At 69.0% G+C, this 21792-nt stretch carries 23 protein-coding genes; 15 read left to right on the top strand and 8 right to left on the bottom strand.

Annotated features, from left to right (window positions below):
- The first annotated feature begins 30 nt into the window (after positions 1–30).
- On the top strand, positions 31–936 hold the full coding sequence (locus AC6LKG_RS09300; protein WP_498164044.1) for a YihY/virulence factor BrkB family protein: 906 nt from the start codon (positions 31–33) through the stop codon (positions 934–936).
- Here the strand turns inward: AC6LKG_RS09300 and AC6LKG_RS09295 are convergent.
- Positions 834–2504 (bottom strand): mannitol dehydrogenase family protein, encoded by a 1671-nt coding sequence (locus AC6LKG_RS09295; RefSeq protein WP_498164043.1) that lies wholly within the window; start codon positions 2502–2504, stop codon positions 834–836. The genes AC6LKG_RS09300 and AC6LKG_RS09295 overlap by 103 nt on opposite strands.
- Before the next feature lie 267 nt (positions 2505–2771).
- Here AC6LKG_RS09295 and AC6LKG_RS09290 point away from each other — a divergent pair, with 267 nt between their 5' ends.
- Genes AC6LKG_RS09290 through pyrF form a run of 3 tightly spaced genes read left to right on the top strand, consistent with a single transcriptional unit; the run spans position 2772 to position 5369 of the window.
- The gene (locus AC6LKG_RS09290) at positions 2772–3170 is read left to right on the top strand and encodes a diacylglycerol kinase (RefSeq protein ID WP_054415096.1); all 399 of its coding nucleotides are present in this window, start codon (positions 2772–2774) and stop codon (positions 3168–3170) included.
- A gap of 52 nt (positions 3171–3222) precedes the next feature.
- Positions 3223–4542, top strand: a complete 1320-nt coding sequence (locus tag AC6LKG_RS09285) for an NAD(P)/FAD-dependent oxidoreductase (RefSeq protein ID WP_498164042.1) — start codon at positions 3223–3225, stop codon at positions 4540–4542.
- An 8-nt stretch (positions 4543–4550) separates the two neighbouring features.
- Positions 4551–5369 carry an orotidine-5'-phosphate decarboxylase gene (gene pyrF, locus AC6LKG_RS09280; RefSeq protein WP_498164041.1) on the top strand — a complete coding sequence of 273 codons (819 nt, stop codon included), beginning with the start codon at positions 4551–4553 and terminating at the stop codon, positions 5367–5369.
- 75 nt (positions 5370–5444) lie between these two features.
- Here pyrF and AC6LKG_RS09275 read toward each other — a convergent pair whose 3' ends face one another.
- The 6 genes from AC6LKG_RS09275 to ribBA all read right to left on the bottom strand — a co-directional run bounded on the left by AC6LKG_RS09275 (position 5445) and on the right by ribBA (position 10033).
- Positions 5445–6014: a CinA family protein gene (locus AC6LKG_RS09275; protein ID WP_498164040.1), complete on the bottom strand. Its 570-nt coding sequence runs from the start codon at positions 6012–6014 to the stop codon at positions 5445–5447.
- Entirely contained in the window at positions 6011–6517 is a 507-nt protein-coding gene (locus AC6LKG_RS09270) for a phosphatidylglycerophosphatase A family protein (RefSeq protein WP_498164054.1), read from the bottom strand. The genes AC6LKG_RS09275 and AC6LKG_RS09270 overlap by 4 nt, the downstream gene beginning before the upstream one ends.
- A gap of 136 nt (positions 6518–6653) precedes the next feature.
- Complete coding sequence (gene thiL, locus AC6LKG_RS09265) at positions 6654–7619, bottom strand: thiamine-phosphate kinase (RefSeq protein ID WP_498164039.1); 966 nt, start codon at positions 7617–7619, stop codon at positions 6654–6656.
- Between the two features lie 237 nt (positions 7620–7856).
- Positions 7857–8348: a transcription antitermination factor NusB gene (nusB, locus tag AC6LKG_RS09260; protein WP_049076116.1), complete on the bottom strand. Its 492-nt coding sequence runs from the start codon at positions 8346–8348 to the stop codon at positions 7857–7859.
- The gene (ribH, locus tag AC6LKG_RS09255) at positions 8317–8847 is read right to left on the bottom strand and encodes a 6,7-dimethyl-8-ribityllumazine synthase (RefSeq protein ID WP_006391339.1); all 531 of its coding nucleotides are present in this window, start codon (positions 8845–8847) and stop codon (positions 8317–8319) included. The genes nusB and ribH overlap by 32 nt, the downstream gene beginning before the upstream one ends.
- A 10-nt stretch (positions 8848–8857) precedes the next feature.
- Positions 8858–10033, bottom strand: a complete 1176-nt coding sequence (gene ribBA / locus AC6LKG_RS09250) for a bifunctional 3,4-dihydroxy-2-butanone-4-phosphate synthase/GTP cyclohydrolase II (protein WP_498164038.1) — start codon at positions 10031–10033, stop codon at positions 8858–8860.
- 148 nt (positions 10034–10181) lie between these two features.
- Here ribBA and AC6LKG_RS09245 point away from each other — a divergent pair, with 148 nt between their 5' ends.
- The 7 genes from AC6LKG_RS09245 (at position 10182) to AC6LKG_RS09215 (ending at position 17505) form a co-directional block, all read left to right on the top strand.
- The gene (locus tag AC6LKG_RS09245) at positions 10182–10988 is read left to right on the top strand and encodes an HAD-IIB family hydrolase (protein ID WP_498164037.1); all 807 of its coding nucleotides are present in this window, start codon (positions 10182–10184) and stop codon (positions 10986–10988) included.
- A 10-nt stretch (positions 10989–10998) separates the two neighbouring features.
- Entirely contained in the window at positions 10999–11814 is an 816-nt protein-coding gene (locus tag AC6LKG_RS09240; protein ID WP_498164036.1) for an IclR family transcriptional regulator, read from the top strand.
- Between the two features lie 207 nt (positions 11815–12021).
- Positions 12022–13020, top strand: coding sequence for a phosphate/phosphite/phosphonate ABC transporter substrate-binding protein (gene phnD, locus AC6LKG_RS09235; protein ID WP_498164035.1), 999 nt, complete (start codon positions 12022–12024; stop codon positions 13018–13020).
- Positions 13021–13025: 5 nt separating this feature from the next.
- Entirely contained in the window at positions 13026–13796 is a 771-nt protein-coding gene (gene phnC, locus AC6LKG_RS09230) for a phosphonate ABC transporter ATP-binding protein (protein ID WP_498164034.1), read from the top strand.
- Positions 13796–14695: a phosphonate ABC transporter, permease protein PhnE gene (gene phnE / locus AC6LKG_RS09225; protein ID WP_498164033.1), complete on the top strand. Its 900-nt coding sequence runs from the start codon at positions 13796–13798 to the stop codon at positions 14693–14695. Before phnC ends, phnE (AC6LKG_RS09225) begins: the two co-directional genes overlap by 1 nt.
- Entirely contained in the window at positions 14692–15516 is an 825-nt protein-coding gene (phnE, locus tag AC6LKG_RS09220) for a phosphonate ABC transporter, permease protein PhnE (protein WP_498164032.1), read from the top strand. The genes phnE (AC6LKG_RS09225) and phnE (AC6LKG_RS09220) overlap by 4 nt, the downstream gene beginning before the upstream one ends.
- 330 nt (positions 15517–15846) lie before the next feature.
- The gene (locus AC6LKG_RS09215; protein WP_498164031.1) at positions 15847–17505 is read left to right on the top strand and encodes a CYTH and CHAD domain-containing protein; all 1659 of its coding nucleotides are present in this window, start codon (positions 15847–15849) and stop codon (positions 17503–17505) included.
- A gap of 69 nt (positions 17506–17574) precedes the next feature.
- Here the strand turns inward: AC6LKG_RS09215 and ftsY are convergent, their stop codons facing one another.
- On the bottom strand, positions 17575–18720 hold the full coding sequence (gene ftsY, locus AC6LKG_RS09210; protein WP_498164053.1) for a signal recognition particle-docking protein FtsY: 1146 nt from the start codon (positions 18718–18720) through the stop codon (positions 17575–17577).
- 277 nt (positions 18721–18997) lie between these two features.
- Between ftsY and rsmD the strand changes: the two genes are divergently transcribed.
- The 4 genes from rsmD (at position 18998) to AC6LKG_RS09190 (ending at position 21771) form a co-directional block, all read left to right on the top strand.
- Positions 18998–19564, top strand: coding sequence for a 16S rRNA (guanine(966)-N(2))-methyltransferase RsmD (rsmD, locus tag AC6LKG_RS09205; RefSeq protein ID WP_049076134.1), 567 nt, complete (start codon positions 18998–19000; stop codon positions 19562–19564).
- A 58-nt stretch (positions 19565–19622) separates the two neighbouring features.
- A complete protein-coding gene (coaD, locus tag AC6LKG_RS09200) occupies positions 19623–20126 on the top strand; it encodes a pantetheine-phosphate adenylyltransferase (protein ID WP_006385942.1) in 504 nt (167 codons plus the stop codon).
- Positions 20127–20302: 176 nt separating this feature from the next.
- The gene (locus tag AC6LKG_RS09195; RefSeq protein WP_006391351.1) at positions 20303–20554 is read left to right on the top strand and encodes a YfhL family 4Fe-4S dicluster ferredoxin; all 252 of its coding nucleotides are present in this window, start codon (positions 20303–20305) and stop codon (positions 20552–20554) included.
- Positions 20551–21771: a benzoate/H(+) symporter BenE family transporter gene (locus AC6LKG_RS09190; protein WP_498164030.1), complete on the top strand. Its 1221-nt coding sequence runs from the start codon at positions 20551–20553 to the stop codon at positions 21769–21771. Before AC6LKG_RS09195 ends, AC6LKG_RS09190 begins: the two co-directional genes overlap by 4 nt.
- The last annotated feature ends 21 nt before the right edge of the window (positions 21772–21792 follow it).

Here is a 21792-nt window from a genome sequence, read left to right as displayed (position 1 = left end):
TGGGAGGCTCACTGACAACCGCCCAGACCCATGCGCCTTCCCCAGAGCCTGCGTGTCCTGCGTCCGTCCGAAATTGGCGGGCTGTTGATGGATTCCGCCAACCAATGGTCCACCCATCGCGCCTCCAGCAAGGGCGCGGCACTGGCGCTGTACATGGTGTTTTCGCTGGCGCCCATGCTGATACTGGTGATCGCGGTGGCCGGCGCCTTTTTTGGCGAGGACGCGGTACGTTCGGAGCTGTTCTCGTCGCTGCGCGACCTGACCGGCGAGCGTGGCGCCGAAGTGATCCAGACGGTGCTGGCCAGCGCGCACGAATCGGGCGGCGGCTGGATCGCCGCGCTGATCTCGATCTTCGTGCTGATCTTCAGCGCCACCACGGCCTTCGCCGAATTGAAGGCCAGCCTCGATGACCTGTGGGAAGTGTCCGGCAACCAGAAAGGCGGGCTGCACGGCATGGTGCGCAGCCGCATGCTGTCGTTCGGCCTGGTGCTGGTGCTGGCGCTGTTCCTGCTGATTTCGCTGACGGTGAACGCGGCCCTGGGCGCGGCGCGCAAGTATTACGGCGATCTGTGGGCCGCCTCGGCTTTCGCCACAGTGGCCGACTGGGCATCCAGCCTGTTTTCGTTCTCGGTGGTGGCGGCGCTGTTCGCGGTGATCTTCAAGCTGCTGCCCAGCGCGCGCATTTCCTGGCGCGACGTGATCCCGGGCGCCATCGTCACGGCGGCGCTGTTCCTGGTGGGCAAGTGGGGCATCGGCGTCTACCTCAGCCGGGGCGCTGCGGTGTCGGCCTATGGCGCGGCCGGTTCGCTGATCGCGCTGCTGCTTTGGATCTACTACTCGGCGCAGATCTTCTTCTTTGGGGCGGTGTTCACGCGGCAGTTCGCGCTGCGCTTCGGACGCGAGGCCCACGGCACGGCATCGACCTCAGCGCCTTGAGCCGCATCGTCCCCTTCCCCCCTGCCGTACGCCGCGTCAGGCAAGGGCTCGCGCCCCACGGCGTGCAGCGCATGCAGGACCCCCTGTTCGCGCAGGGCCTCCAACTGCGCCGCCAGCGCCGCGACGAACACCGGCTTGTCGCCCAGGTCGCCGAACACCGGTCGATAGCCAGCCAGCACCAGGGCGCGGCGATAGGCGGCCTGGCTGGGCGCCGCCGCCCGCGCCGCCACGTCGGCGCGGGCAACCAGCTTGGCCAGGGGCGCGGCCAGCGGGTCGTCGATCGGATGACGCGCTCCGCTCTCGTCCTCGCCGCCCAGGAAGTGCAGCCAGGCCGCCACGGCCAGCGTCAGCCGGCGGATGTCATCGCCGCCGCGCAAGCGGTCGCGGAGGGTCGCCAGCAGGCACTGGGGCAATTTCTGCGAACCATCCATCGCCACCTGACGCAACGGATGTGGCAAGGCTGCATTGCCGACCCGCGCCAGGAAACGCTGGCGATACCCTTCCAGCCCGGCATCCGGAATGCCCTTGAGCGTCGGCGCGATCTCATGGCGCATCAGGTCATCGATGAACCCGCGCAGCGCCGGCACGGCCGCCGCCTCGCGCGTCGTGGCCAGGCCCAGCAGCGTGCCCAGATAGGCCAGCGCAGACTGCGGGCCGTCGGCCATGCGCAGCTTCAAGCGCTCGTAGGGCGCGGCGTTGGCCACGAAGGTCACGCCCGCCGCTTCCCAGGCGGGGCGCCCGGCCGCGAACTTATCCTCGATCACCCAGTTCAGATAGGGCTCGCCGACCACCGGCCAGGCATCCTCCACGCCCAGCCGCAGCGCGATGCGCTCGCGGTCCTGGGCGCGGGTGGCCGGCACAATGCGGTCGACCATGGAATTGGGAAAGGTGCAGTGCGCGTCGATCCAGCCGGTCAGGGCCGCGTCCAGCCGCAGCGCAAAGGCCAGCACCAGGCTGCGCAGGGTGTCGCCATTGGCCTGCAGGTTGTCGCAGGACAGCAGCGTCAGCGGCGGCAGGCCGCGCTCGCGCCGCAGCGCCAGGCCGTGCACCAGCATGCCGATGGCGCTGCGTGGCCGCACCGGGTTTTCCAGGTCATGCAGAATGTCCGGGTCGTCCCAGCGCAGGTGGCCGGTGGCCGGCTCGTGACAGTAGCCCTTCTCGGTAATAGTCAGGCTGACGATGCGCGTCTGCGGATAGGCGATGCGTTCGAGCACCGCTTGCGGATCTTCCCCCGCCACCATCACTCGCTGCACCGCGCCGACCACGCGCAACGACTCGCGCGCCTGGCCGTCCGCGCCGCAATCGCGCAACGCCAGCGTGTAGAGCCCGTCCTGCGGCGTCAGCGCGTCGCGCGTGGCGGGGCTGCGCAGCGACACGCCGAGAATGCCCCAGGTGAGATCCTGGCTGGCAGCCATGGCCAGTTCGGTGGCCAGCGCCTGGTGCGCGCGGTGAAAGGCGCCCAGCCCCAGATGCACGATGCCCGGCGTCAGTCGGCTGCGATCATAGGCGGGGGTTTCCACGTCCGCGGGCAGGCGTGGCAAGGACTCCGTATTCAAGCGTTCGAGCATGGATGACACTGTCTCAGGGCGCCGCGATGCATCCGCCCCGAGACGGGCGAAGCGGCGCGTTGGCGGGGAATTGCACACGGCGGGCGCGGTCGGACCGGCGCCGCGAAGCCGCGCGCCGCCAGGGTATCGTATGGCCGCAGCGAAGGCAAAACGTAACGTTGTATTACCATCGCAAACGATGGCGAAGGTCGGCGGGTCTCAGATCGCGTCACGCCGGCAACCCATATCTGTTAAAAAGCCGCCACACCCGGCCTTCTTACGCTCCCCATGTCGACCAATCCGCATCACTCGCCCTATAAAAGCACCGGCGGCCTGCGCCGTATCCTGAACGCGCTGCGCTATTCGCTGCAGGGCCTGCAGGCCGCCATCAAGTACGAGGCCGCCTTCCGCCAGGAGCTGGCGCTGGCCGTGCTGCTGATTCCGGCCGCGTTCTTCCTCGGGCGCACTACGGTCGAAGTGTTCTTCCTGATCGGCACCGTGGTGCTGGTGCTGGCGGTGGAACTGCTGAATTCCGCGATCGAGGCGCTGGCCGACGCCCTCTCGGTCGACACCCATCCACTGCTGGGACGGGCCAAGGACCTGGGCAGCGCCGCCGTCATGCTGCTGCTGTTGTTCACAGTGGCCGTCTGGGTGGGCGTGGCCGTCAGCCGCTTCGTAATGCACTGAATTCCGGCGCCGGCTTGCTCGCCAGGGGGCCCGCGCCTCTATACTGGGAGCCATGATGCCCAACACGACGCCAGCCCCTTCGGAACGCATCGTCATCGTCGGCGGGGGTGCCGGCGGCCTGGAACTGGCCGCCAAGCTCGGCCGCCTCCACGGCCGCCAGCACATCACCCTGGTCGACAGCCGGCCGTTCCACATCTGGAAACCGTCGCTGCATGAAGCGGCGGCCGGCACACTGGACATCCACCAGGAAGGCCTGTCCTACCTGATGCTGGCGCACCTGAACGGCTTTTCCTTCGCACAGGGGCGGCTGGTCGGCGTCGATCGCCAGCGGCGCCAGGTCACCGTAGACGCCGTGGCCGACGCCCAAGGCCAGGAAGTGCTGCCGCGCCGCGAACTGGCCTACGACACGCTGGTGCTGGCGCTGGGCAGCACCTCCAATTTCTTCAATACCCCGGGCGCGGCCGAATACGCCGTCACGCTGGACACCACCGAGAACGCCGAGCAGTTCCGCCTGACCATGCTCAAGGCCATGGCGCTGGTCGACCAGGCCAAGGTGCGCGATCCGTCGGCGCGGCTGGACCTGGTGATCGTCGGCGGCGGCGCCACCGGCGTCGAACTGGCGGTGGAACTGGTCGAGGCCAGCCACGTGGTCAGCGCCTACGGCCTGCCGAATTTCCGCGCCGAGCGCGACCTGGCGATCACGCTGGTCGAAGGTGCGCCGCGCATCCTGTCGGCCCTGCCCGAAAAAATCTCCACCGCCGCCACCGCACGCCTGACCGAACTCGGCATCCGCGTCGAAACCGACTGCCGGGTATCGGAGGTCACCGCCGATTCGGTCAAGACCGCCGATGGCCGCGAGTTCCCCGCTCGGCTATGCATGTGGGCCGCCGGCATCAAGGGCCCGGCCCTGCTGGCCGAACTGGACTTGCCGCTGAACAAGCTGGGCCAGCTCGAGGTCAACGAACGGCTCGAAACCGCCGACCCGCACATCCTGGCGCTGGGCGACTGTTGCGCCGTGCCCTGGCGCGACGGCCGCACCGTGCCGGCGCGCGCCCAGGCCGCGCACCAGCAGGCCGACTACCTGTGCAAGAAGCTCACCGCGCGCCTGCGCCGCGCGGCCGAGCCCACCGCCCCCTACGTCTACGAGGACCACGGCTCGCTGGTCTCGCTGGGCCAGGACGCCGGCGTAGGCAGCCTGATGGGCAAGCTGGCCGGACGGGGACTGTTCGTAAGCGGTACACTGGCGCGCCTGATGTACATGAGCCTGCACCTGATGCACCACAAAGCGGTGCTGGGCATCTCACGCACCGCCTCCCTGGCCCTGGCCCGCCTGCTCATGCGGCGCACGCGCCCCCGGGTCAAACTGCACTGAACCTCCCCATGAATTTCCTCCAAAGACTCGAACACGCCTGGACCACCAGCAACTCGCTCCTGCAAGTCGGGCTCGATCCCGACCCGCAGCGCTTCCCGCGCGAACTGCAGGACAAGCCGGACGCGATCTTCCAGTTCTGCCGCGACATCGTCGACGCCACCGCGCCGTACGCCTGCAGCTTCAAGCCGCAGATCGCCTACTTCGCCGCGCACCGCGCCGAAGACCAGCTCGAAGCGCTGTGCCAGCACATCCGCGACAAGCATCCCGACCTGCCCATCGTGCTGGACGCCAAGCGCGGCGACATCGGCTCCACCGCCGAGAACTACGCGCGCGAAGCCTACGAGCGCTACCAGGCGCACGCGTTGACGGTCAGCCCGTACATGGGCCTGGACTCGGTCGAGCCCTACCTGGCCTGGCGCGACCGCGGCGTGATCGTGCTGTGCCGCACCTCCAACCCCGGCGGTTCGGACCTGCAGTTCCTCAAGATGGATAACGGCGAGCCCCTGTACCTGCACGTGGCGGGGCTGGTGGCCGACAAATGGAATGCCAACGGCCAGTGCGGCCTGGTGGTGGGCGCGACCTTCCCGAACGAGCTGGCCGCGGTGCGCCAGCGCATCGGCGACGCGGTGCCGCTGCTGGTGCCGGGCATCGGCGCCCAGGGCGGCGACATCACCGCCACCGTCAACGCCGGCGCCAACGCCGCGCGCAGCGGCATGATGATCAATTCCTCGCGCGCCATCATCTACGCCAGCGGCGGCGATGACTGGCGCCAGGCCGCCGGCGACGCCGCGCGCGGCCTGCGCGACGCGATCAACGCGGTGCGCTGAGCGCCGCCCGCGGGGGCCGGTCGGCCCCCGCCGTTTCCGCGCTCCTGAATCGCGCCATTGCGCGCGCGGCTGGCCTCAACGCCGGTTGACCGGCGCCCCCAGCAGTTCCAGCACCCCGCGCAGCGCGAATTCCACCGCCTGCTGGCGCACCTGCGCGCGGTCGCCGCTGAACACGTGGGTGACGGCGCGGCTGCTGATGCCGTCGCCAACCCGCTGCGCGAAGCCGAAGCACACCATGCCCACCGGCTTGCCCGGGGTGGCGCCGCCCGGCCCTGCAATGCCGGTGGTGGACACCGCCACCTGCGCCGCGGGCGAGGCCAGCAGCACGCCGTTGGCCATCTCCAGCGCCACCGGCTCGCTGACCGCGCCGAAGTGATGCAAGGCGTCCGACGACACGTCCAGCTCGGCGACCTTGGCGTCGTTGCTGTAGGTGATGAAGCCGCGGTCGAACCACTCGCTGGACCCGGCCACCGCCGTCACGGCGCCGGCCAGCAGCCCGCCGGTGCAGGATTCGGCGGTGCCCAGCACCAGGCCCTGGCGCCGCAGCGTGTCGCCCAGCCTCTCGGCCAGCCCGAAAACGGTGGCCTGCGCCAGTTGTTCGGCCGACAGGTTGGGCCGCGTGCCTTGCTCGTGTTGCTGGTTCATCCCAAGACTCCTGTGCGCACGGCCAGCGCCATGATCAGCAAGGCGTATCCGGCCGCGACGATATCGTCCCACATTACCCCGAAACCGCCCTTCAGGCGGGCATCGAAGAACTTGATGGGCGGCGGCTTGACGATGTCGAACGTGCGGAACAGCACGAACGCCAGCGCCTGCGACAACCAGCCGGCCGGCGTCAGCCACAGCACCAGCCAGAACGCCACCATCTCGTCCCACACCATTCCGACATGATCGGGCTGCTGGAGTTCGCGGCCGACGCGGTCGCAGGCCCAGCAGCCGTACAGGAAGGCCAGCGCCAGGAAGATGCCGATGGCCAGGTCCGACGCGGCCGGCGCGGCGGCGACCCAGATGAGCCAGGCCAGCAGCGTGCCCCAGGTGCCCGAGGCGGGGCGGATCAACCCGCTGCCGAAACCGAAGGCGATCAGGCGGCCCGGATCGCGGCACACCCAGGACAAAGAGGGATAGACGGCCCGCGAGCGTTCGCGCATCGATGGGGAATGGGGGGAGGAGGACGGCATGGTTGAGGGCCCGAGGATGGCTGGGGGAATGGCGGTATGCAAGGCAGTGCCCGTGGCAGCGATTGTGCCAGGGTTTGGCGGCAGGCTTCGCCAGACCGGCGGCCGCTCAGACCGCCGGGAAATGGTCGAAGCCGGCGGGAAGCTGGTGCAGCGCCTGTCCGCCGGCATCCAGCACCGCCAATCCCGCCCGGGTCACAATGTGGCCCACCCGGGTCACGCGCGCGCCCGCCGCCCGCGCCGCGGCCAGCACGGCGTCGCGGCGGGCGGCCGGCGCGGTGAAGCAAAGCTGGTAGACGTCGCCGCCGCCGAGAACGGCGCGGCGCGTCTGATCGACGGGCATGCCGGCCAGCGCGGCGGCCACGGGCAGGCGTTCTTCATGCAGCACCGCGCCCACGCGGCTGGCCGTGAGGATATGGCCCAGGTCCTGCAGCAGGCCGTCGGAAATATCGATGGCGGCGTGCGCGATGCCGCGCAACGCCAGGCCCAGCGCCACCTGCGGCTCGGGCCACTCCAGCGCGCCGCGGGTCGCGGCCAGCCGCGCCGCGTCGGCCGGATACTGCCCGTCGAGCAGGCGGTAGGCCACGTCGGCCGCGCCCAGTTCGCCGGACACCCAGATATCGTCATCGGCCCGGGCGCCGTCGCGGCGCAGCGCGGCGTCCGCCGGCACGGCGCCGAACACGGTCACGCTGATGGCCAGGTCATGGGCACTGCGGGTGGTGTCGCCGCCGATCAAGGGGCAGCCATGGGCCGCCGCCAGCGCATGGAACCCATCGGCAAACGCCGCCAGCCATGGCTCATCCAGGCGCGGCAGCGCCAGTCCCAGCAGACAACCAATGGGCCGCGCGCCCATGGCGGCCAGGTCCGACAGGTTCACCGCCAGGGCCTTGTGCCCCAGCGCCTTCGGATCGACATCGGGAAAGAAATGCCGGCCTTCCAGCAGCAGATCCGTGCTGGTCGCCACCTGTTCGCCGGGCGGCACCGGAAACAACGCGCAGTCATCCCCCACGCCCAACAGCTCCGCCGGCGCGGCGCGCGTGAAATAGCGCGCGATCAGATCGAATTCGGACGCCACGACAACTCCGCAGTCCGGCGCAACAGCCGGTATTGACTCCCACACCGGAGCCACGCTCCAAGGGAAGGTTCGCGCCAAAGAGAGGCCCGCACCAAAGGCGCGGAAAGCTCGCGCCAAAAGAAGGAAGCCCGCCCCAAAAAAACGGCCCTCCCCAGACCCGGGCCGCGCGGATCCGGCTCCGCCGGTCCGCAGCGGCGCCCCCCTAGGGGGGGAAGCGCGCAGCGCTTCGGGGGGGGTCTACTTCTTCATTTCATGCGAGCGCACGTCCGCCGCCAGCTTGTCGAGCACCCCGTTGACGAACTTGAAGCCGTCGGTGCCGCCGAACGACTTGGCCAGTTCCACGGCTTCGTTGATGGCGACCTTGTACGGCACTTCGACATGATGGATCAGCTCGAAGCTGCCGATCAGCAGGATGCCATGCTCGACCGGCGACAGCTCGGCCAGCGGACGGTCGACGTAAGGCGTGAAACGCTCGCGCAGCGCGGGCGCTTCGCGCAGGACGCCATGCAGCAAGGTCTTGAACCACTGCGCGTCGGCCTCGGAGAAGTCCTCGGTGTCGCGCAGATGGGCGTCGATCTCGCCGGCGTCCTGCGTGCCTTCGCCGCCGCGCAGCAGCCACGCGTACACGCCCTGCAGCGCGAATTCGCGCGCACGGCGGCGCGCGCTGCGGGCGTTGGCGCGGGCCTGCGCCGCGCTATCAGCGCTGGTCGTCGTCTTCTTCGTCGTCAAAATCTTCGTCCTCGTCTTCGTCGTCTTCGTCTTCTTCCTCGGGCTCCAGGGCCGCCACCAGGTTGGCCATTTCGACGGCCACCTGGGCGCAATCGCGGCCCTTGCCGGCGGCGCGGGCTTGCGCCTGCTCGTCGGTGTCCACGGTCAGCACGCCGTTGGCGACCGGGATGCCGGTCTCGAGGGAGATACGGGTGATAGCAGTGGCCATTTCATTGCTGACCACTTCAAAGTGATAGGTCTCGCCGCGGATGACCGCGCCCAGCGCGATCAGGGCGTCGAACTCGAAGGTCTCGGCCATGTGCGACAGGGCCACGCCCAGTTCCAGGGCGCCCGGCACGGTGGCGACCATCACGTCGCGCTCGTCCACGCCGAGTTCGGCCAGTTCCTTCAGGCACGCTTCGAGTTCGGCCTGGCCGATCTCTTCATTGAAACGGGCGCGTACGATGCCGATGTGCAGCCCTTCGCCGTTCAGGTCGGGGGTGAGGATGTAAGGGTTCATGTGTCGGCCTTCAGTGTGTTGCGGGAGTGTTCGGAGGGTCGCAATCGTAACCCGTAATGGTGAGCGAGAAGCCCGCCATGCTGGGCATCTTGCGCGGCCGGGCCAGCAGCTTCATCTGGCCCACGTTCAGGTCGCGCAGGATCTGGGCGCCGATGCCATAGGTGCGCAGGCCGAAACGGTCGGCGTTGGCGGGGTTGGCATTGGCCTTGGGGTCGCTCCAGCCGGCGATCTGCGCGAACAGGTGTTCGGTGGACGACTGGCAGTTCATCAGCACCAGCACGCCGGCCGGCGCCTGCGCAATGGCCTGCAGGGCCTGCGCCACGCCCCAGCTGTGCGGGCTGGCGCCGGTATCCAGCACGTCCAGCACCGAGGCCGGCTCGTGCACGCGCACCAGGGTCTCGACGTCTGGCGCCACGGTACCATGCACCAGCGCCAGGTGGGCCGAGCCGGTGGCGGCGTCTTCGTAGGCCACGGCCTCGAAGGTGCCCCAGGCGGTCTGCATGCTGCGCTTGCCGACGCGCTTGACGATGGATTCGTGCTCGCTGCGGTACTGGATCAGGTCGGCGATGGTGCCGATCTTCAGGCCGTGCTCGCGGGCGAACTGCACCAGGTCGGGCAGGCGCGCCATGGTGCCGTCCGGCTTGAGAATCTCGCAGATCACCGCGGCCGGGGTCAGGCCGGCCATGGCGGTCAGGTCACAGCCGGCCTCGGTGTGGCCGGCGCGCACCAGCACGCCGCCGGGCACGGCCCGCACCGGGAAGATGTGGCCGGGCTGGACCAGGTCGGACGGCTTGGCGTCGCGCGCCACCGCCACCTGGATGGTGCGGGCGCGGTCGGCGGCCGAAATGCCGGTCTCGACGCCTTCGGCGGCCTCGATCGACTGGGTGAAATTGGTACCGTACCGGGTGCCGTTGCGGGCGGCCATCAGCGGCAGGTCCAACTGGCGGCAGCGTTCTTCGGTCAGGGTCAGGCACACCAGGCCGCGGCCGTGCGTCACCATGAAGTTGATGGCCTCGGGCGTGACGAATTCGGCGGCCATGACCAGGTCGCCTTCGTTTTCACGGTCTTCCTCGTCGACCAGGATGACGATGCGGCCGGCGCGCAGCTCGGCGATGATCTCGGCGACCGAGGCGATATCGAAGGATTCCGGCTCGGCGCCGGGCAAGGGGGACAACTGGACGGACATGGTGGACACGCAATACCAGGCGGGAAAGCCCGGATTTTACCGCCCCCGGCGCCATATTCCCTACCGGGCCGCGCCGCCCCCGCCCAAACAGGGCCATCCGGTTAAACTTTCGGCCGGAGAACACCCCATAAAACCAAGGAAAAACGCCATGCAAGCCCTTGCGGCCATGCCTTTGACCGTCGCGGCGGGGATCCGCGTCGTGCTCACCGACATCGACGACACCCTGACCACCGAAGGCCGCCTGCCCGCCGACGCCTACGCCGCCCTGGAACGCCTGGAACAGGCCGGCATCCAGGTGGTGCCGATCACCGGCCGCCCGGCCGGCTGGTGCGACCACATCGCCCGCATGTGGCCGGTGCGCGCGGTGGTCGGCGAGAACGGCGCGTTCTACTACGCCTACGACCGCCAGGCGCGCCGCATGGTCACGCACTACTGGACCGACGCGGCCTCGCGCCAGGCCAGCCGCAAGAAGCTCGACGCGATCCGCGACCGGGTGTTGGCCGAGGTGCCCGGCGCCGCCGTGGCCAGCGACCAGGACTACCGCGTGGCCGACCTGGCCATCGACTTCTGCGAGGACGTGCCGCCCCTGCCCGAGGCCTCCATCGGCCGCATCGTGCGCATCTTCGAAGACGCCGGCGCCCAGGCCAAGGTCAGCTCGATCCACGTCAACGGCTGGTTCGGCGACTACGACAAGCTGACCATGACGCGCACCCTGTTCCAGCGCGAATTCGGCATCGACGTGGCCGGCGCGCTCGACAGCACCCTGTTCATCGGCGATTCGCCCAACGACGAACCGATGTTCGCCTACTTCCCCGTCTCGGTCGGCGTGGCCAACATCCAGTCGCAACTGCACCGCCTGACGCACCGGCCCGCCTACGTGGCCGCGTTCCACGGCGGCGCCGGCTTCACCGAGATGGCCGAACGCCTGCTGGCCGCCCGCGCCGTCACCGCCTGAGGCACGCACCGTGGCCACCACCAAACCCGCCGCCCCCGCCGCCAATGACGGCCGCCGCAGCATCCAGTCCATCGAAGTGGGCGTGCCGCTGCTGGCCGCCCTGGTCGACGCCGCCAAGCCGCTGACCCTGCGCGACCTGGCCGCCGGCGCCGGCATGACCTCGGCCAAGGCCCACCCCTATCTGGTCAGCTTCATCCGCGTCGGCCTGGTGCAGCAGGACAGCATCACCGGCCAGTACGAGCTGGGGCCGTTCGCGCTGCAGATGGGCCTGGTCAGCCTGCAGCGGCTGGATCCGGTGCGCATCGCCATGCCCGAGATCGCCAAGCTGCAATCCGAGATCGGCCACACGCTGGGCATCGCGGTGCTGGGCTCGCACGGCCCCACCATGATCCACATGACCGAGGCCAGCTATCCGGTGCACGTGAACATGCGCAAGGGCACCGTGATGTCCATGCTGCACACCGCCACCGGCCTGGTGTTCGCGGCCTGGCTGCCGCCCAAGGTCAGCGAGCACTACATCGCCCGCGAGGAAGGCGACACCGCCGTCATCGCCAGCGTGCCGCCGCCGCGCAAGGCCAGCCGCGCCAACATCGAGGCGCAACTGGCCGACATCCGCGTGCACGGCATGGCCCGCGCCCTGGGCAACCCGCTGCCGGGCGTGGACGCGCTTTCGGTGCCGGTCTTCGACAACACCGGCAACATCGTGCTGGCGCTGACCAGCCTGGGCCCCACCGGCCTGTTCGACGTGTCGTGGGATGGCGCCATCGCCCGCCCCCTGTTGGCCTGCGCGCAAGAGATCTCGCGCAAGCTCGGCTATCGCGCCTGAGCCCGCTTCCCTTGTCGCCGGCCGTGCCCGCGGACCCGCCAGTCCGAGGGCACGGCCATCGTGCCGTTCGCGCACAAACGAACCCAAAACGAACAAAACGAACAAAACCCGAAAAGAAACACAGGGACTTTCCCGAGTGTGCCCGCTGCGCTTGTATGTTTGAATTCAGTTACTAGTCATATTCATACCTACAAGAGGAGACATACGATGCGCGCCTTGCGTCTATTGCAAGCGGCCTCGCTGGCCGCGCTCGCGTTCGGGGCTTCCGCCGCCCAGGCCGCCGACACCTGCCCGAACCGGGGCGACCTGGACCAGATGTATTGCGACGCGGACAAGAACCTGGTGGCCGACACGCCCACCGATGCGTCCAAGCTCAAGACGCCGTCGACCCTGGTGTTCACCTACACGCCGGTGGAAGACCCGGCGGTGTATGAAGACATCTTCAAGCCGTTCACCAAGCACCTGTCCGAATGCACCGGCAAGCGCGTGGTGTTCTACCAGGTGCAGAGCAACGCCGCCGAGATCGAGGCCATGCGCTCGGGGCGCCTGCACGTGGGCGGCTTCTCCACCGGCCCCACCGCCTTCGCCGTGAACATCGCCGGCGCGGTGCCGTTCGCCGTCAAGGGCTACGCCGACGGCTTCCAGGGCTACAACCTGATTGTCATCGTCAAGAAAGACAGCCCGTATCAAAAGCTCACCGACCTCAAGGGCAAGAAGCTGGCGCACACCGCGCCCTCGTCGAACTCCGGCCACATGGCGCCGGTGGCGCTGTTCCCCAAGGAAGGCCTGACGCCCGACAAGGACTACAAGGTCATTTTCTCGGGCAAGCATGACCAGTCCGTCATGGGCGTGAACTCCGGCGACTACGACGCCGCCGCCGTGGCCTCGGACGTGTTCAAGCGCATGGTCGAGCGCGGCCAGGTCAAGGAAGCCGACTTCCGCATCATCTACAAGAGCGAGAAATTCCCCACCTCGTCGTTCGCCTACGCGCACGACCTGGAGCCGAAGTTCCGCGACCAGATGCTCAAGTGCTTCTACGACTACCGCTTCCCGGCCGAGATGTCCAAGGCCTTCGACGGCGCCGACCGCTTCTACCCGGTGACCTACCAGAAGGACTGGGCCATCGTGCGCCAGGTCGCCGAATCCGGCGGCGAAAGCTTCAACCGCGCCGCCTACGACCGCGAATCCGCCAAGAGCAAGAAGTAATCAGCATGACGACGTCGCTACGCATTTCCGGCCTGGTCAAGGAATACCGGGCCGGCCGGCCGGTACTGAACGGCATCGACCTGCAGATCGCGGGACGCGGCCTGACGGCCATCATCGGCCCGTCGGGCACCGGCAAGAGCACGCTGCTGCGCTGCATCAACCGGCTGATCGAGCCGACCCGCGGCGAGATCGTGCTGGAAGCCGGCGACGGCGCGGTCGACCTGGCCAGGGTGCGTGGCGCGTCGCTGCGGCGCGCGCGCCGGCGCATCGGCATGGTGTTCCAGGAATACAACCTGGTCGAACGCCTGACCGTGATGGAAAACCTGCTGACCGGACGGCTGGGCTACACCGGCGCCTTCAAGGCCTGGACCCGCCGCTTCGAAGCCGACGACATCGAGCACGCCTACCAGTTGCTCGATACCGTGGGCCTGGCGGGCTTTGCCGACCAGCGCGCCGACGCCCTTTCGGGCGGCCAGCGCCAGCGCGTGGGCATCGCCCGCGCGCTGATGCAGCGCCCGCAGTTGCTGCTGGCCGATGAGCCGACCTCGTCGCTCGACCCCAAGACTTCGGTCGAGATCATGGAACTGCTGGCGGCGCAGGGCGACGCCAGCGGCATCCCCGTGATCGTCAACATCCACGACGTCGAGCTGGCGCGGCGCTACGCCGGCCGCATCGTCGGCATGTCGGGCGGCCACGTGGTCTATGACGGCGACGGCCAAGGCCTGGACGCCACCATGCTCAAGACCATCTACGGAGGCGAGTCTTGGCTGGCGTAATGACTCCGCGTTCTTCCCACCCGCGTCCCTTCGCGCTGTCCGGCCGCGCCAAGGCCGGCGTGCTGCTGCTGGTGCTGTACACCATCTACGCGGCCGCGCAGCTGGACTTCAGCTGGGCCCGCTTCGAAAGCGGCATGGGCCACGCGTCGACCTTCCTGGCGCGCATGTTCCCGCCCAATTTCGAGAAACCCGCCACGCTGTGGAAGGGCATCGCCGAGAGCCTGGAGATCGCCGTGCTGGCCTCGGTGCTGGGCATCCTGTTCGCGCTGCCCGTGGGCCTGCTGGGCGCGCGCAACCTGATGCCGGCGTGGGTCTCGTGGCCGGCCCGTTCGCTCGTGGCGCTGTGCCGCGCGCTGCACCCGGTGATCGTCGCCATCCTGTTCGTCAAGGCCGTGGGCTTTGGCGCGCTGGCCGGCATCCTGGCGCTGACGGTGGCCTCGATCGGCTTCATCGGCAAGCTGTTCACCGAGGCCATCGAGGAAATCTCGCTCAAGCAGGTCGAGGCGGTGCGCGCCACCGGCGCCTCGTTCGCCAACGTGCTGGCCTTCGGCGTGCTGCCGCAGGTGTTCGCGCGCTTCATCGGCTTTGCCACCTACCAGTTCGACTCGAACCTGCGCAATTCCACCATGGTCGGCATCGTCGGCGCCGGCGGCGTGGGCGGCACGCTGTTCTCGGCCTTCCAGCGCTTCGACTACGACTTCGTCAGCGCCATCCTGCTGACGCTCATCGCCATCATCATGCTGGGCGAGATCCTGGCGGGCTTCGTGCGCGCGGTATTCCTGGACAACCTGGGCTTCGACCGCATCCTGCAGGGCCGCTTCGCCGGCGCGCGCGGCATCGGTTCGGACACATCCAAGGCGGCCTACCGGGCCGCGCGCAAGGCGGAGGCGGACAAATGACCACGCACGCCCCCACCCTGCCCGCCGCCAACGCGCCGCGCGTCTGGCACCGCTACAGCCTGGGCCAGCGGCTGCTGCGCTTCGCCCTCTACCTGCTGCTGGTAGCCGCCATCGTGCAGGCCATCCGCGGCGTCGAGATCATTCCGGAGTTCCTGTACGACGCGCCGGAACAGATGGCCGACCTGTTCCAGCGCATGTGGCCGGTGGACTGGGCCCACTATCGCGGCGGCGTGCATGACGCGCTGATCGAGACCCTGCACATCGCCACGCTCGGCACCATCCTGTCGGTCATCATGGCGGTGCCGGTGGGCCTGCTGGCGGCCAACAACCTCACGCCCAGCAAGACCGTCAACATGCTCGCGCGCCTGATCCTGGTGTCGAGCCGTTCGGTCAATTCGCTGGTGTGGGCGCTGCTGTTCATCGCCATCTTCGGCCCCGGCGCGCTGGCCGGCACGCTGGCCATCGCGTTCCGCTCCATCGGCTTCGTCGGCAAGCTGGTGGGCGAAGCCATCGAGGAAGCGCAGCGCGGCCCGATCGAGGCCGTCACCGCCACCGGCGCCAGCAAGGCATCGGTGATCTGGTACGCCTACTGGCCGCAGATCCGCCCGGCATTCTGGTCGATCGTACTGCTGCGCTGGGACATCAACGTGCGCGAATCGGCCGTGCTCGGCCTGGTCGGCGCCGGCGGCATCGGCATGGCGCTGGACACCGCCCTCAACCTGTTCCAGTGGGACCGCGTCGCGCTGGTGCTGGCCGCCATCTTCGTGGTGGTGGTGCTGGCCGAGATCCTCATCACCCAGGCGCGCAAGCGCATTCTCTGACGCGCCCGCAACCGACGTTCCTTTGCGCCGCCCGGCAACGGGCGGTTTTTTTTGCCCGCCCGCGCGCGACTCCTGACCGCCGCGGCAAGCATCCACCCGGCAGCTGCAAATCTGAAAATGCCCCCTGTGGCGCGTCGCAGCCTGCCCGGGTCATTGCGCGGACGCAATCAAAGCGGAAAATGTCCCTCGACCGGCTTGCGGACGATTGTTGATGCACCGCAACCGCGTCTATGCTCCATGGGAGCGTTTGTGAAATAAATATGACCGGTCATCAAACCACCGGCCCCATTTGATTAAGATCTCGGCTTTTGCCGTTGGACACCCGCCGCCATGTCGGAACAGGAACTGAAACTGCACGTGCCCACGGCTTCCCGCCAGGCCGTGCTGCGAGAGATCAAGCAGCGCGAGGCGACGCGCATCCGCCTGCATGCGATGTACTTCGACACGCCCGAGCGCGAACTGGCCCGGGCACGCATCGCCATCCGCCTGCGCCAGGAGGGCCGCGACTGGGTGCAGACGCTGAAGATGCCCGGCATCAACGCCATCACCCGCATCGAACTGAACCACCCGCGCCCGGGTCCCGTGCTCGACCTGTCGGTCTATGCGGGCACCGAGGTCGAGGCCGCGCTGGCCGCAATCAAGGGCGAACTCGGCCTGCGCTATGAAACCGACGTGCAGCGCATGCTGCGCAAGGTGCGCACGCGCTACGGCACCGTCGAACTGGCCTACGACACCGGCATCCTGCGCGCCGGCGCGCTGGAGCTGCCGATCTCCGAACTCGAATTCGAACTGGTCTCGGGCCGCCCCGCCGCCATCTTCGCGGTCGCGCGCGGCTGGCAGCAGCGCCACAACCTGGTGCTGGACCCCCGCAGCAAGTCCGAGCGCGGCGACGCGCTGGCGCAATTGGCGCAACGCCTGGCCGATGTCGACGCCGTCCCGGGCGACGACATCGACAGCCGCCGTGCCCAGGCCATCGCGCTGTTCTGGGCGCCGCGCACCGCCGCCGCCGTCAAGCTGCGCGAAGACATGACCGCGGCGCAGGCCATGGGCCGCATCGCCGCCGAATGCCTCGACCAGATCGCCCGCAACGCCGCGGTGCTGGCCGAGGTCGACACCGAAGGCGTGTACCGCGCCGGCAATTCCGAGCACGTGCACCAGTTGCGCGTCGGCATCCGCCGCCTGCGGTCGGCCTGGAAGCTGTTCGACGGCTGGATCGGGCCGATCCCCGACGCCATCATGCAAGGCGTGCGCGCCCACTTCGCCGCCTTCGGCGCCAACCGCGACCAGGACGTGCTGAACGAAACCGTGGCGCCCGCGCTGATGCGCGCCGGCATGCCGGTCATTCCCATGGAAGCGGCGCCGCCCGAACAGGACGCCCGCGCCATCGCCGGCGGCAAGGCCTTCCAGGCGTGGCTGCTAGAACTGCTGGAATGGAGCCTGGACGTGCCGCCCGCGGTGCCCACCAGCGAAGGCCTGCCCGTCGCCAACGGCATGCCCAGCGATGCCGCGCCCGAGCCCGCCATCCGCCTGGAAGGCGGCATCGCCGGCCCCAGCGTCAAGCCCACCATCATCCCCATGCTGGCGCCCGAGCCCGATCCGCAGCAACTGCACAAGCAGTTGGCGCGGCGCCTGCACCGCTGGCACAGCAAGGTGGCCGACCAGGGCACCCAGTTCGCCACGCTCGACATCCCCACCCGCCACGAGCTGCGCAAGCGCGGCAAGCGCCTGCGCTACAGCCTGGCCTTCGCCGAATCGCTGCTGCCCCCGAGCAAGCTGCGCGGCTACCGCAAGCTGCTGTCGCGGGTGCAGGACATCCTGGGCGAAATCAACGACCTGGCGGTGGCCAAGGACTACTACGAGTCGTGTACGGCCACGCACCCACAGGCCTGGTTCGCGCTGGGCTGGATCAGCGCGCGCCTGGAAGAACTGGCGGTGGATGCGCAACGCGCCTTCGACGACCTGGCAAGCAGCAAGCCGTTCTGGAAGTAAGGCGGCGCGGTCCTTCGCGGACCGCGTTTGCGCCGGGCGCGAGGCCCGTGCCGGTATCAGCGGGACGGATCAGTCGGCCAGCAAGGCCCCGGCGAATTCGTCGGCCACGAACGGCTGCAGGTCTTCCAGGCTTTCGCCCACGCCGATCCAGTAAACCGGGATCGGCCGCACGCCCTGGCTGCCCGCCGCCACCGCCGCCAGCGTGCCGCCCTTGGCGGTGCCGTCCAGCTTGGTCACGACCAGGCCTGTCAGGTTGATGGCCGCGTCGAACGCGCGGATCTGCGCCAGCGCGTTCTGGCCGGTGTTGCCGTCCACCACCAGCAGCACTTCGTGCGGCGCGGCCGGATCGGCCTTGCCGATGACGCGGCGGATCTTCTTCAGTTCTTCCATCAGGTGCAACTGGGTCGGCAGGCGGCCGGCCGTGTCCACCATCACCACGCCCACGCCGCGCGCGCGGCCGGCGTTGACCGAGTCGAACGCCACCGCCGCCGGGTCGCCGCCATCCTGCGAGATCACGGTGACGTTGTTGCGGCTGCCCCATTCGATCAGTTGCTCGCGCGCGGCGGCGCGGAAGGTGTCGCCCGCGGCCAGCAGCACGCTGGCGCCCTGGCGCTGGAAGGTATGCGCCAGCTTGCCGATGGACGTGGTCTTGCCGGCGCCGTTGACGCCCGCGATCATCACCACCAGCGGCTGCGCGCGCTTCAGGTCGAAGGCGCGCTCCAGCGGGCGCAGGTGATCGGCCAGCAACTGGCGCAGCGCGGCCTTGACCTTGGCGGGGTCCTCGATGCGCTCTTTCTTGACTCGCGCGCGCAGCGCGGTCAGCAGCTTCTCGGTGGCTTCCAGGCCGGCATCGGCCATAATGAGCGCCGATTCGAGTTCCTCGAACAGGTTCTCGTCGACCTTGACGCCGACGAAGATGCCGCCAATGCTCTGGCCGGTGCGCGACAGCCCCTGCTTGAGCCGCGACAGCCAGGACGCCTTCTTGGGCGCGGCTTCCGGTTCGGGCGCGGCGGGAGCCGGCGCCGGCGGCGTGGCGACAGGTTGCGCAGCAGCCGGCGCGGGAGCCTCTGGCTGCTGTGGCACGGGCGCTGCGGCGACCGGCGCGGAAGCGACCGGCGGCGCGGCAACGGCCGGCGCAGCGGCGCTGGACGGCGCGGGAGAAGTGGGCGTGGGAGAAGCGGGCGCGGAAACCGGCGCGGACAGGGGCGCAGCCAAGGGCGCCGAGGCCTGCGGCTGCGGCACCACGGCCGGCGCCGGTTGCGGCACACTGGCCGGAGCCGGCGCGGGCACCTCGGCGGACGGCACCGGCAGGGTCACCTCGGGCGTCGCGACGGGCGCGAATTCGCGCGCCGGAACGGCGGGTTCGATGGGCTGGGCGGGAACCTCGGCCTCGGCTTGCGGCGCGATCCCGGCGTCCACCTGCTCCGGCGGCGGCGCGGGCTGGGCCGGCGCGGCGGGCGGAGGGGATTTTTTCTTGAAAAAGCGGCTAAACATGGGTAACAAGTATATTCGTATCGTCGGAGGTCAATACCGGCGCACCCCTATCGTCGTGCCCGACGTGGAGACGCTCCGCCCGACGCCCGACCGGGTGCGGGAAACGCTGTTCAACTGGCTCAATCACCTGTGGGGCGGCGAATTCGCCGACAAGCAGGTGCTGGATCTGTTCGCCGGCAGCGGCGCCCTGGGTTTCGAGGCGGCCTCGCGCGGCGTGGCGCATGTGCAGATGGTCGAGCGGGACAAGACCGCCGCGTCCGCGCTGCGGACACTGCGCGACAAGCTCAAAGCCGACATGATACGCATCCATGTGGGCGATGCGATGCAGGTCGTCGAAAGAATGGATGCGTCCCGCTTTGACCTCATCCTGTTGGATCCGCCCTTCGGACAAGGCTGGCTGCCGCGCCTCTGGCCGATCCTGCCCGGCATCCTGGCCGAGGGCGGATTGGTCTACGTCGAGGCCGAAAGCCCCATCGAACCGCCCGACGGCTTCGAGATCCTGCGCCAGGACAAGGCAGGCGCGGTCCACTACCATCTGCTGGAATTTGCTGCATTGCGCAAATAGATCAATAATCCGAGCTTCGGAGGATGGTGTACACCACTAATAACGGTACGGAGCTCGCATGATCATCGCTGTTTACCCCGGCACTTTCGACCCGCTGACCAGAGGCCACGAAGACCTGGTCCGCCGCGCCGCCACGCTTTTCGACAAGGTCGTGGTCGGTATCGCCCACAGCCGCAACAAGAAACCCTTCTTCAGCATCGACGAACGCGTGGACATCGCGCGCGAAGTGCTGGGCCACTATCCCAACGTGGAAGTGCAGAGCTTCGGCGGCCTGCTCAAGGACTTCGTGCGCGACCAGGGCGGGCGCGTGATCGTGCGCGGCCTGCGCGCCGTGTCCGACTTCGAATACGAATTCCAGATGGCGGGCATGAACCGCCACCTGCTGCCCGACGTCGAGACCCTGTTCATGACGCCGTCGGATCAATACCAGTTCATCTCCGGCACCATCGTGCGCGAAATCGCCCAACTGGGCGGCGACGTCAGCAAGTTCGTGTTCCCCTCGGTGGAACGCTGGCTGCAGGAAAAGGCCAAGGAACGCCGCGAGCAATCCTGGCCGGGCTGAGCGTCCCGCTCCCCGCCTCACCGAACCCTCCCGGAGGGCGCCTTGTGCGCCCTCCCTGCATTTTGGCGGCCCGCGATCGCCAGGATGGGCAGGTCGACGCCAGGGGCATGCCGGGCGCCCGTCGGGCCCGGCAGTACAATTACAGTATCCCTGCCGGATTCCGTAGCCTCCCCATCATGGCCCTGACCATCACCGAAGAATGCATCAATTGCGACGTTTGCGAGCCCCAGTGCCCGAACGACGCGATTTCCATGGGCGAGGACTACTACGTCATCGACCCTGACCGCTGCACGGAATGCGTCGGCCACCACGACGAGCCGCAGTGCAAGGTGGTCTGTCCGGTCGAGTGCATCGAGCTGCATCCGCAATGGAATGAAGGCCAGGAACAATTGATGGCCAAGTACCGCCGCCTGACCGGTGCCGCATGAGCGACACCGCGCAACCCGTCTTCGATCCCCCCGCCACCCGACCCAACGCCCGCCGCGACCTGTCCGCCTCCGCGATCGCGGCCGGCCTGGTCGCCGTGCTGGTCAGCTTCGGCGGCACCGCCGTGCTGATGGTGCAGGCCGGCCACGCCGCCGGCCTGGACGCTGCCCGCATCGGTTCCTGGATCGGCTCGCTCAGCCTGGTGCTGGGCCTGGGCGGCGCGGCCTACAGCCTGCGCACCGGCCTGCCCATCGTCATGGCCTGGTCCACGCCCGGCGCGGCCCTGCTGGTCACCGCGCTGGCCGGCGTGCCCTTTCCCGAAGCCATCGGCGCCTTCGTGCTGGCCGCCGCGCTGACGCTGGCCTGCGGCCTGTTCGGCTGGATCGATCCCATCCTGCGCCGCATTCCCGGCGAAGTCGCCGCCGCCATGCTGGCCGGCGTGCTGCTCAATTTCGGCATGGGCGTGTTCACCAATATCGGCAAGCAACCCGCGCTGGTGCTGGCCATGTGCGCGGCCTACCTGGCGTGCCGCCGCTGGGCGCCGCGCTACGCCGTGCTGGTAGTGATGGCAGTGGCGGTGGCCATGGCCGCCGGCCTCGGCTTGATCCAGGTCGAGCAACTGGACTGGCGCCTGACCGAATTCGTCTGGACCACGCCGGCCTTCAGCATGCAGGCCGCGATCAGCCTGGGCGTGCCGCTGTTCGTGGTGGCGATGGCCTCGCAGAACCTGCCCGGCCTGGCCATCCTGCAGGCCGCCGGCTACCGTCCGCCGGCCTCGCGGCTGGTCGCCGCCACCGGTTTCCTGGGCCTGCTGGCCGCTCCCTTCGGCGCCCACAGCGTCACATTGGGCGCGATCAGCGCAGCCATCTGCACCGGCCCCGAAGCGCATGCCGAACCCGCCAAGCGCTACATCGCGGCGGCCACCTATGGCGTGAGCTATTTCGCGCTGAGCATCGTGGCCGGCGCGGTCGCGGTGTTCTTCCAGGCGCTGCCGGCCGCGCTGCTGGCGGCGCTGGCCGGGCTGGCGCTGCTGGGCACCATCATGGGCGGCATGGCAGCGGCGATGGCCAACCCGCAACGGCGTGAAGCCGCGCTCATCACGCTGCTGGCCACGGCCTCGGGCTTCAGTTTCTGGGGCATCGGTTCGGCATTCTGGGGACTGGCGGCGGGCCTGCTGGCCCACACTGTATTCGAATACACGCGCAAGCCCGCGGCCTAGACCCGCGCCGCCGCGCGTTGG

Source organism: Achromobacter sp. 46006, from assembly GCF_059761975.1.
Note: the sequence above shows the minus strand (reverse complement) of the source record. Positions and strands in the feature narration are given on the sequence as shown.

What these genes read in the sequence shown, in the direction of transcription:
- AC6LKG_RS09300 (WP_498164044.1), top strand. Translation starts at nt 31, where the DNA reads ATGCGCCTTCCCCAGAGCCTGCGTGTCCTGCGTCCGTCCGAAATTGGC.
- AC6LKG_RS09295 (WP_498164043.1), bottom strand. Translation starts at nt 2,504, where the DNA reads ATGCTCGAACGCTTGAATACGGAGTCCTTGCCACGCCTGCCCGCGGAC.
- AC6LKG_RS09290 (WP_054415096.1), top strand. Translation starts at nt 2,772, where the DNA reads ATGTCGACCAATCCGCATCACTCGCCCTATAAAAGCACCGGCGGCCTG.
- AC6LKG_RS09285 (WP_498164042.1), top strand. Translation starts at nt 3,223, where the DNA reads ATGATGCCCAACACGACGCCAGCCCCTTCGGAACGCATCGTCATCGTC.
- pyrF (WP_498164041.1), top strand. Translation starts at nt 4,551, where the DNA reads ATGAATTTCCTCCAAAGACTCGAACACGCCTGGACCACCAGCAACTCG.
- AC6LKG_RS09275 (WP_498164040.1), bottom strand. Translation starts at nt 6,014, where the DNA reads ATGAACCAGCAACACGAGCAAGGCACGCGGCCCAACCTGTCGGCCGAA.
- AC6LKG_RS09270 (WP_498164054.1), bottom strand. Translation starts at nt 6,517, where the DNA reads ATGCGCGAACGCTCGCGGGCCGTCTATCCCTCTTTGTCCTGGGTGTGC.
- ribH (WP_006391339.1), bottom strand. Translation starts at nt 8,847, where the DNA reads ATGAACCCTTACATCCTCACCCCCGACCTGAACGGCGAAGGGCTGCAC.
- ribBA (WP_498164038.1), bottom strand. Translation starts at nt 10,033, where the DNA reads ATGTCCGTCCAGTTGTCCCCCTTGCCCGGCGCCGAGCCGGAATCCTTC.
- AC6LKG_RS09245 (WP_498164037.1), top strand. Translation starts at nt 10,182, where the DNA reads ATGCAAGCCCTTGCGGCCATGCCTTTGACCGTCGCGGCGGGGATCCGC.
- phnD (WP_498164035.1), top strand. Translation starts at nt 12,022, where the DNA reads ATGCGCGCCTTGCGTCTATTGCAAGCGGCCTCGCTGGCCGCGCTCGCG.
- phnC (WP_498164034.1), top strand. Translation starts at nt 13,026, where the DNA reads ATGACGACGTCGCTACGCATTTCCGGCCTGGTCAAGGAATACCGGGCC.
- phnE (WP_498164033.1), top strand. Translation starts at nt 13,796, where the DNA reads ATGACTCCGCGTTCTTCCCACCCGCGTCCCTTCGCGCTGTCCGGCCGC.
- phnE (WP_498164032.1), top strand. Translation starts at nt 14,692, where the DNA reads ATGACCACGCACGCCCCCACCCTGCCCGCCGCCAACGCGCCGCGCGTC.
- AC6LKG_RS09215 (WP_498164031.1), top strand. Translation starts at nt 15,847, where the DNA reads ATGTCGGAACAGGAACTGAAACTGCACGTGCCCACGGCTTCCCGCCAG.
- rsmD (WP_049076134.1), top strand. Translation starts at nt 18,998, where the DNA reads ATGGGTAACAAGTATATTCGTATCGTCGGAGGTCAATACCGGCGCACC.
- coaD (WP_006385942.1), top strand. Translation starts at nt 19,623, where the DNA reads ATGATCATCGCTGTTTACCCCGGCACTTTCGACCCGCTGACCAGAGGC.
- AC6LKG_RS09195 (WP_006391351.1), top strand. Translation starts at nt 20,303, where the DNA reads ATGGCCCTGACCATCACCGAAGAATGCATCAATTGCGACGTTTGCGAG.
- AC6LKG_RS09190 (WP_498164030.1), top strand. Translation starts at nt 20,551, where the DNA reads ATGAGCGACACCGCGCAACCCGTCTTCGATCCCCCCGCCACCCGACCC.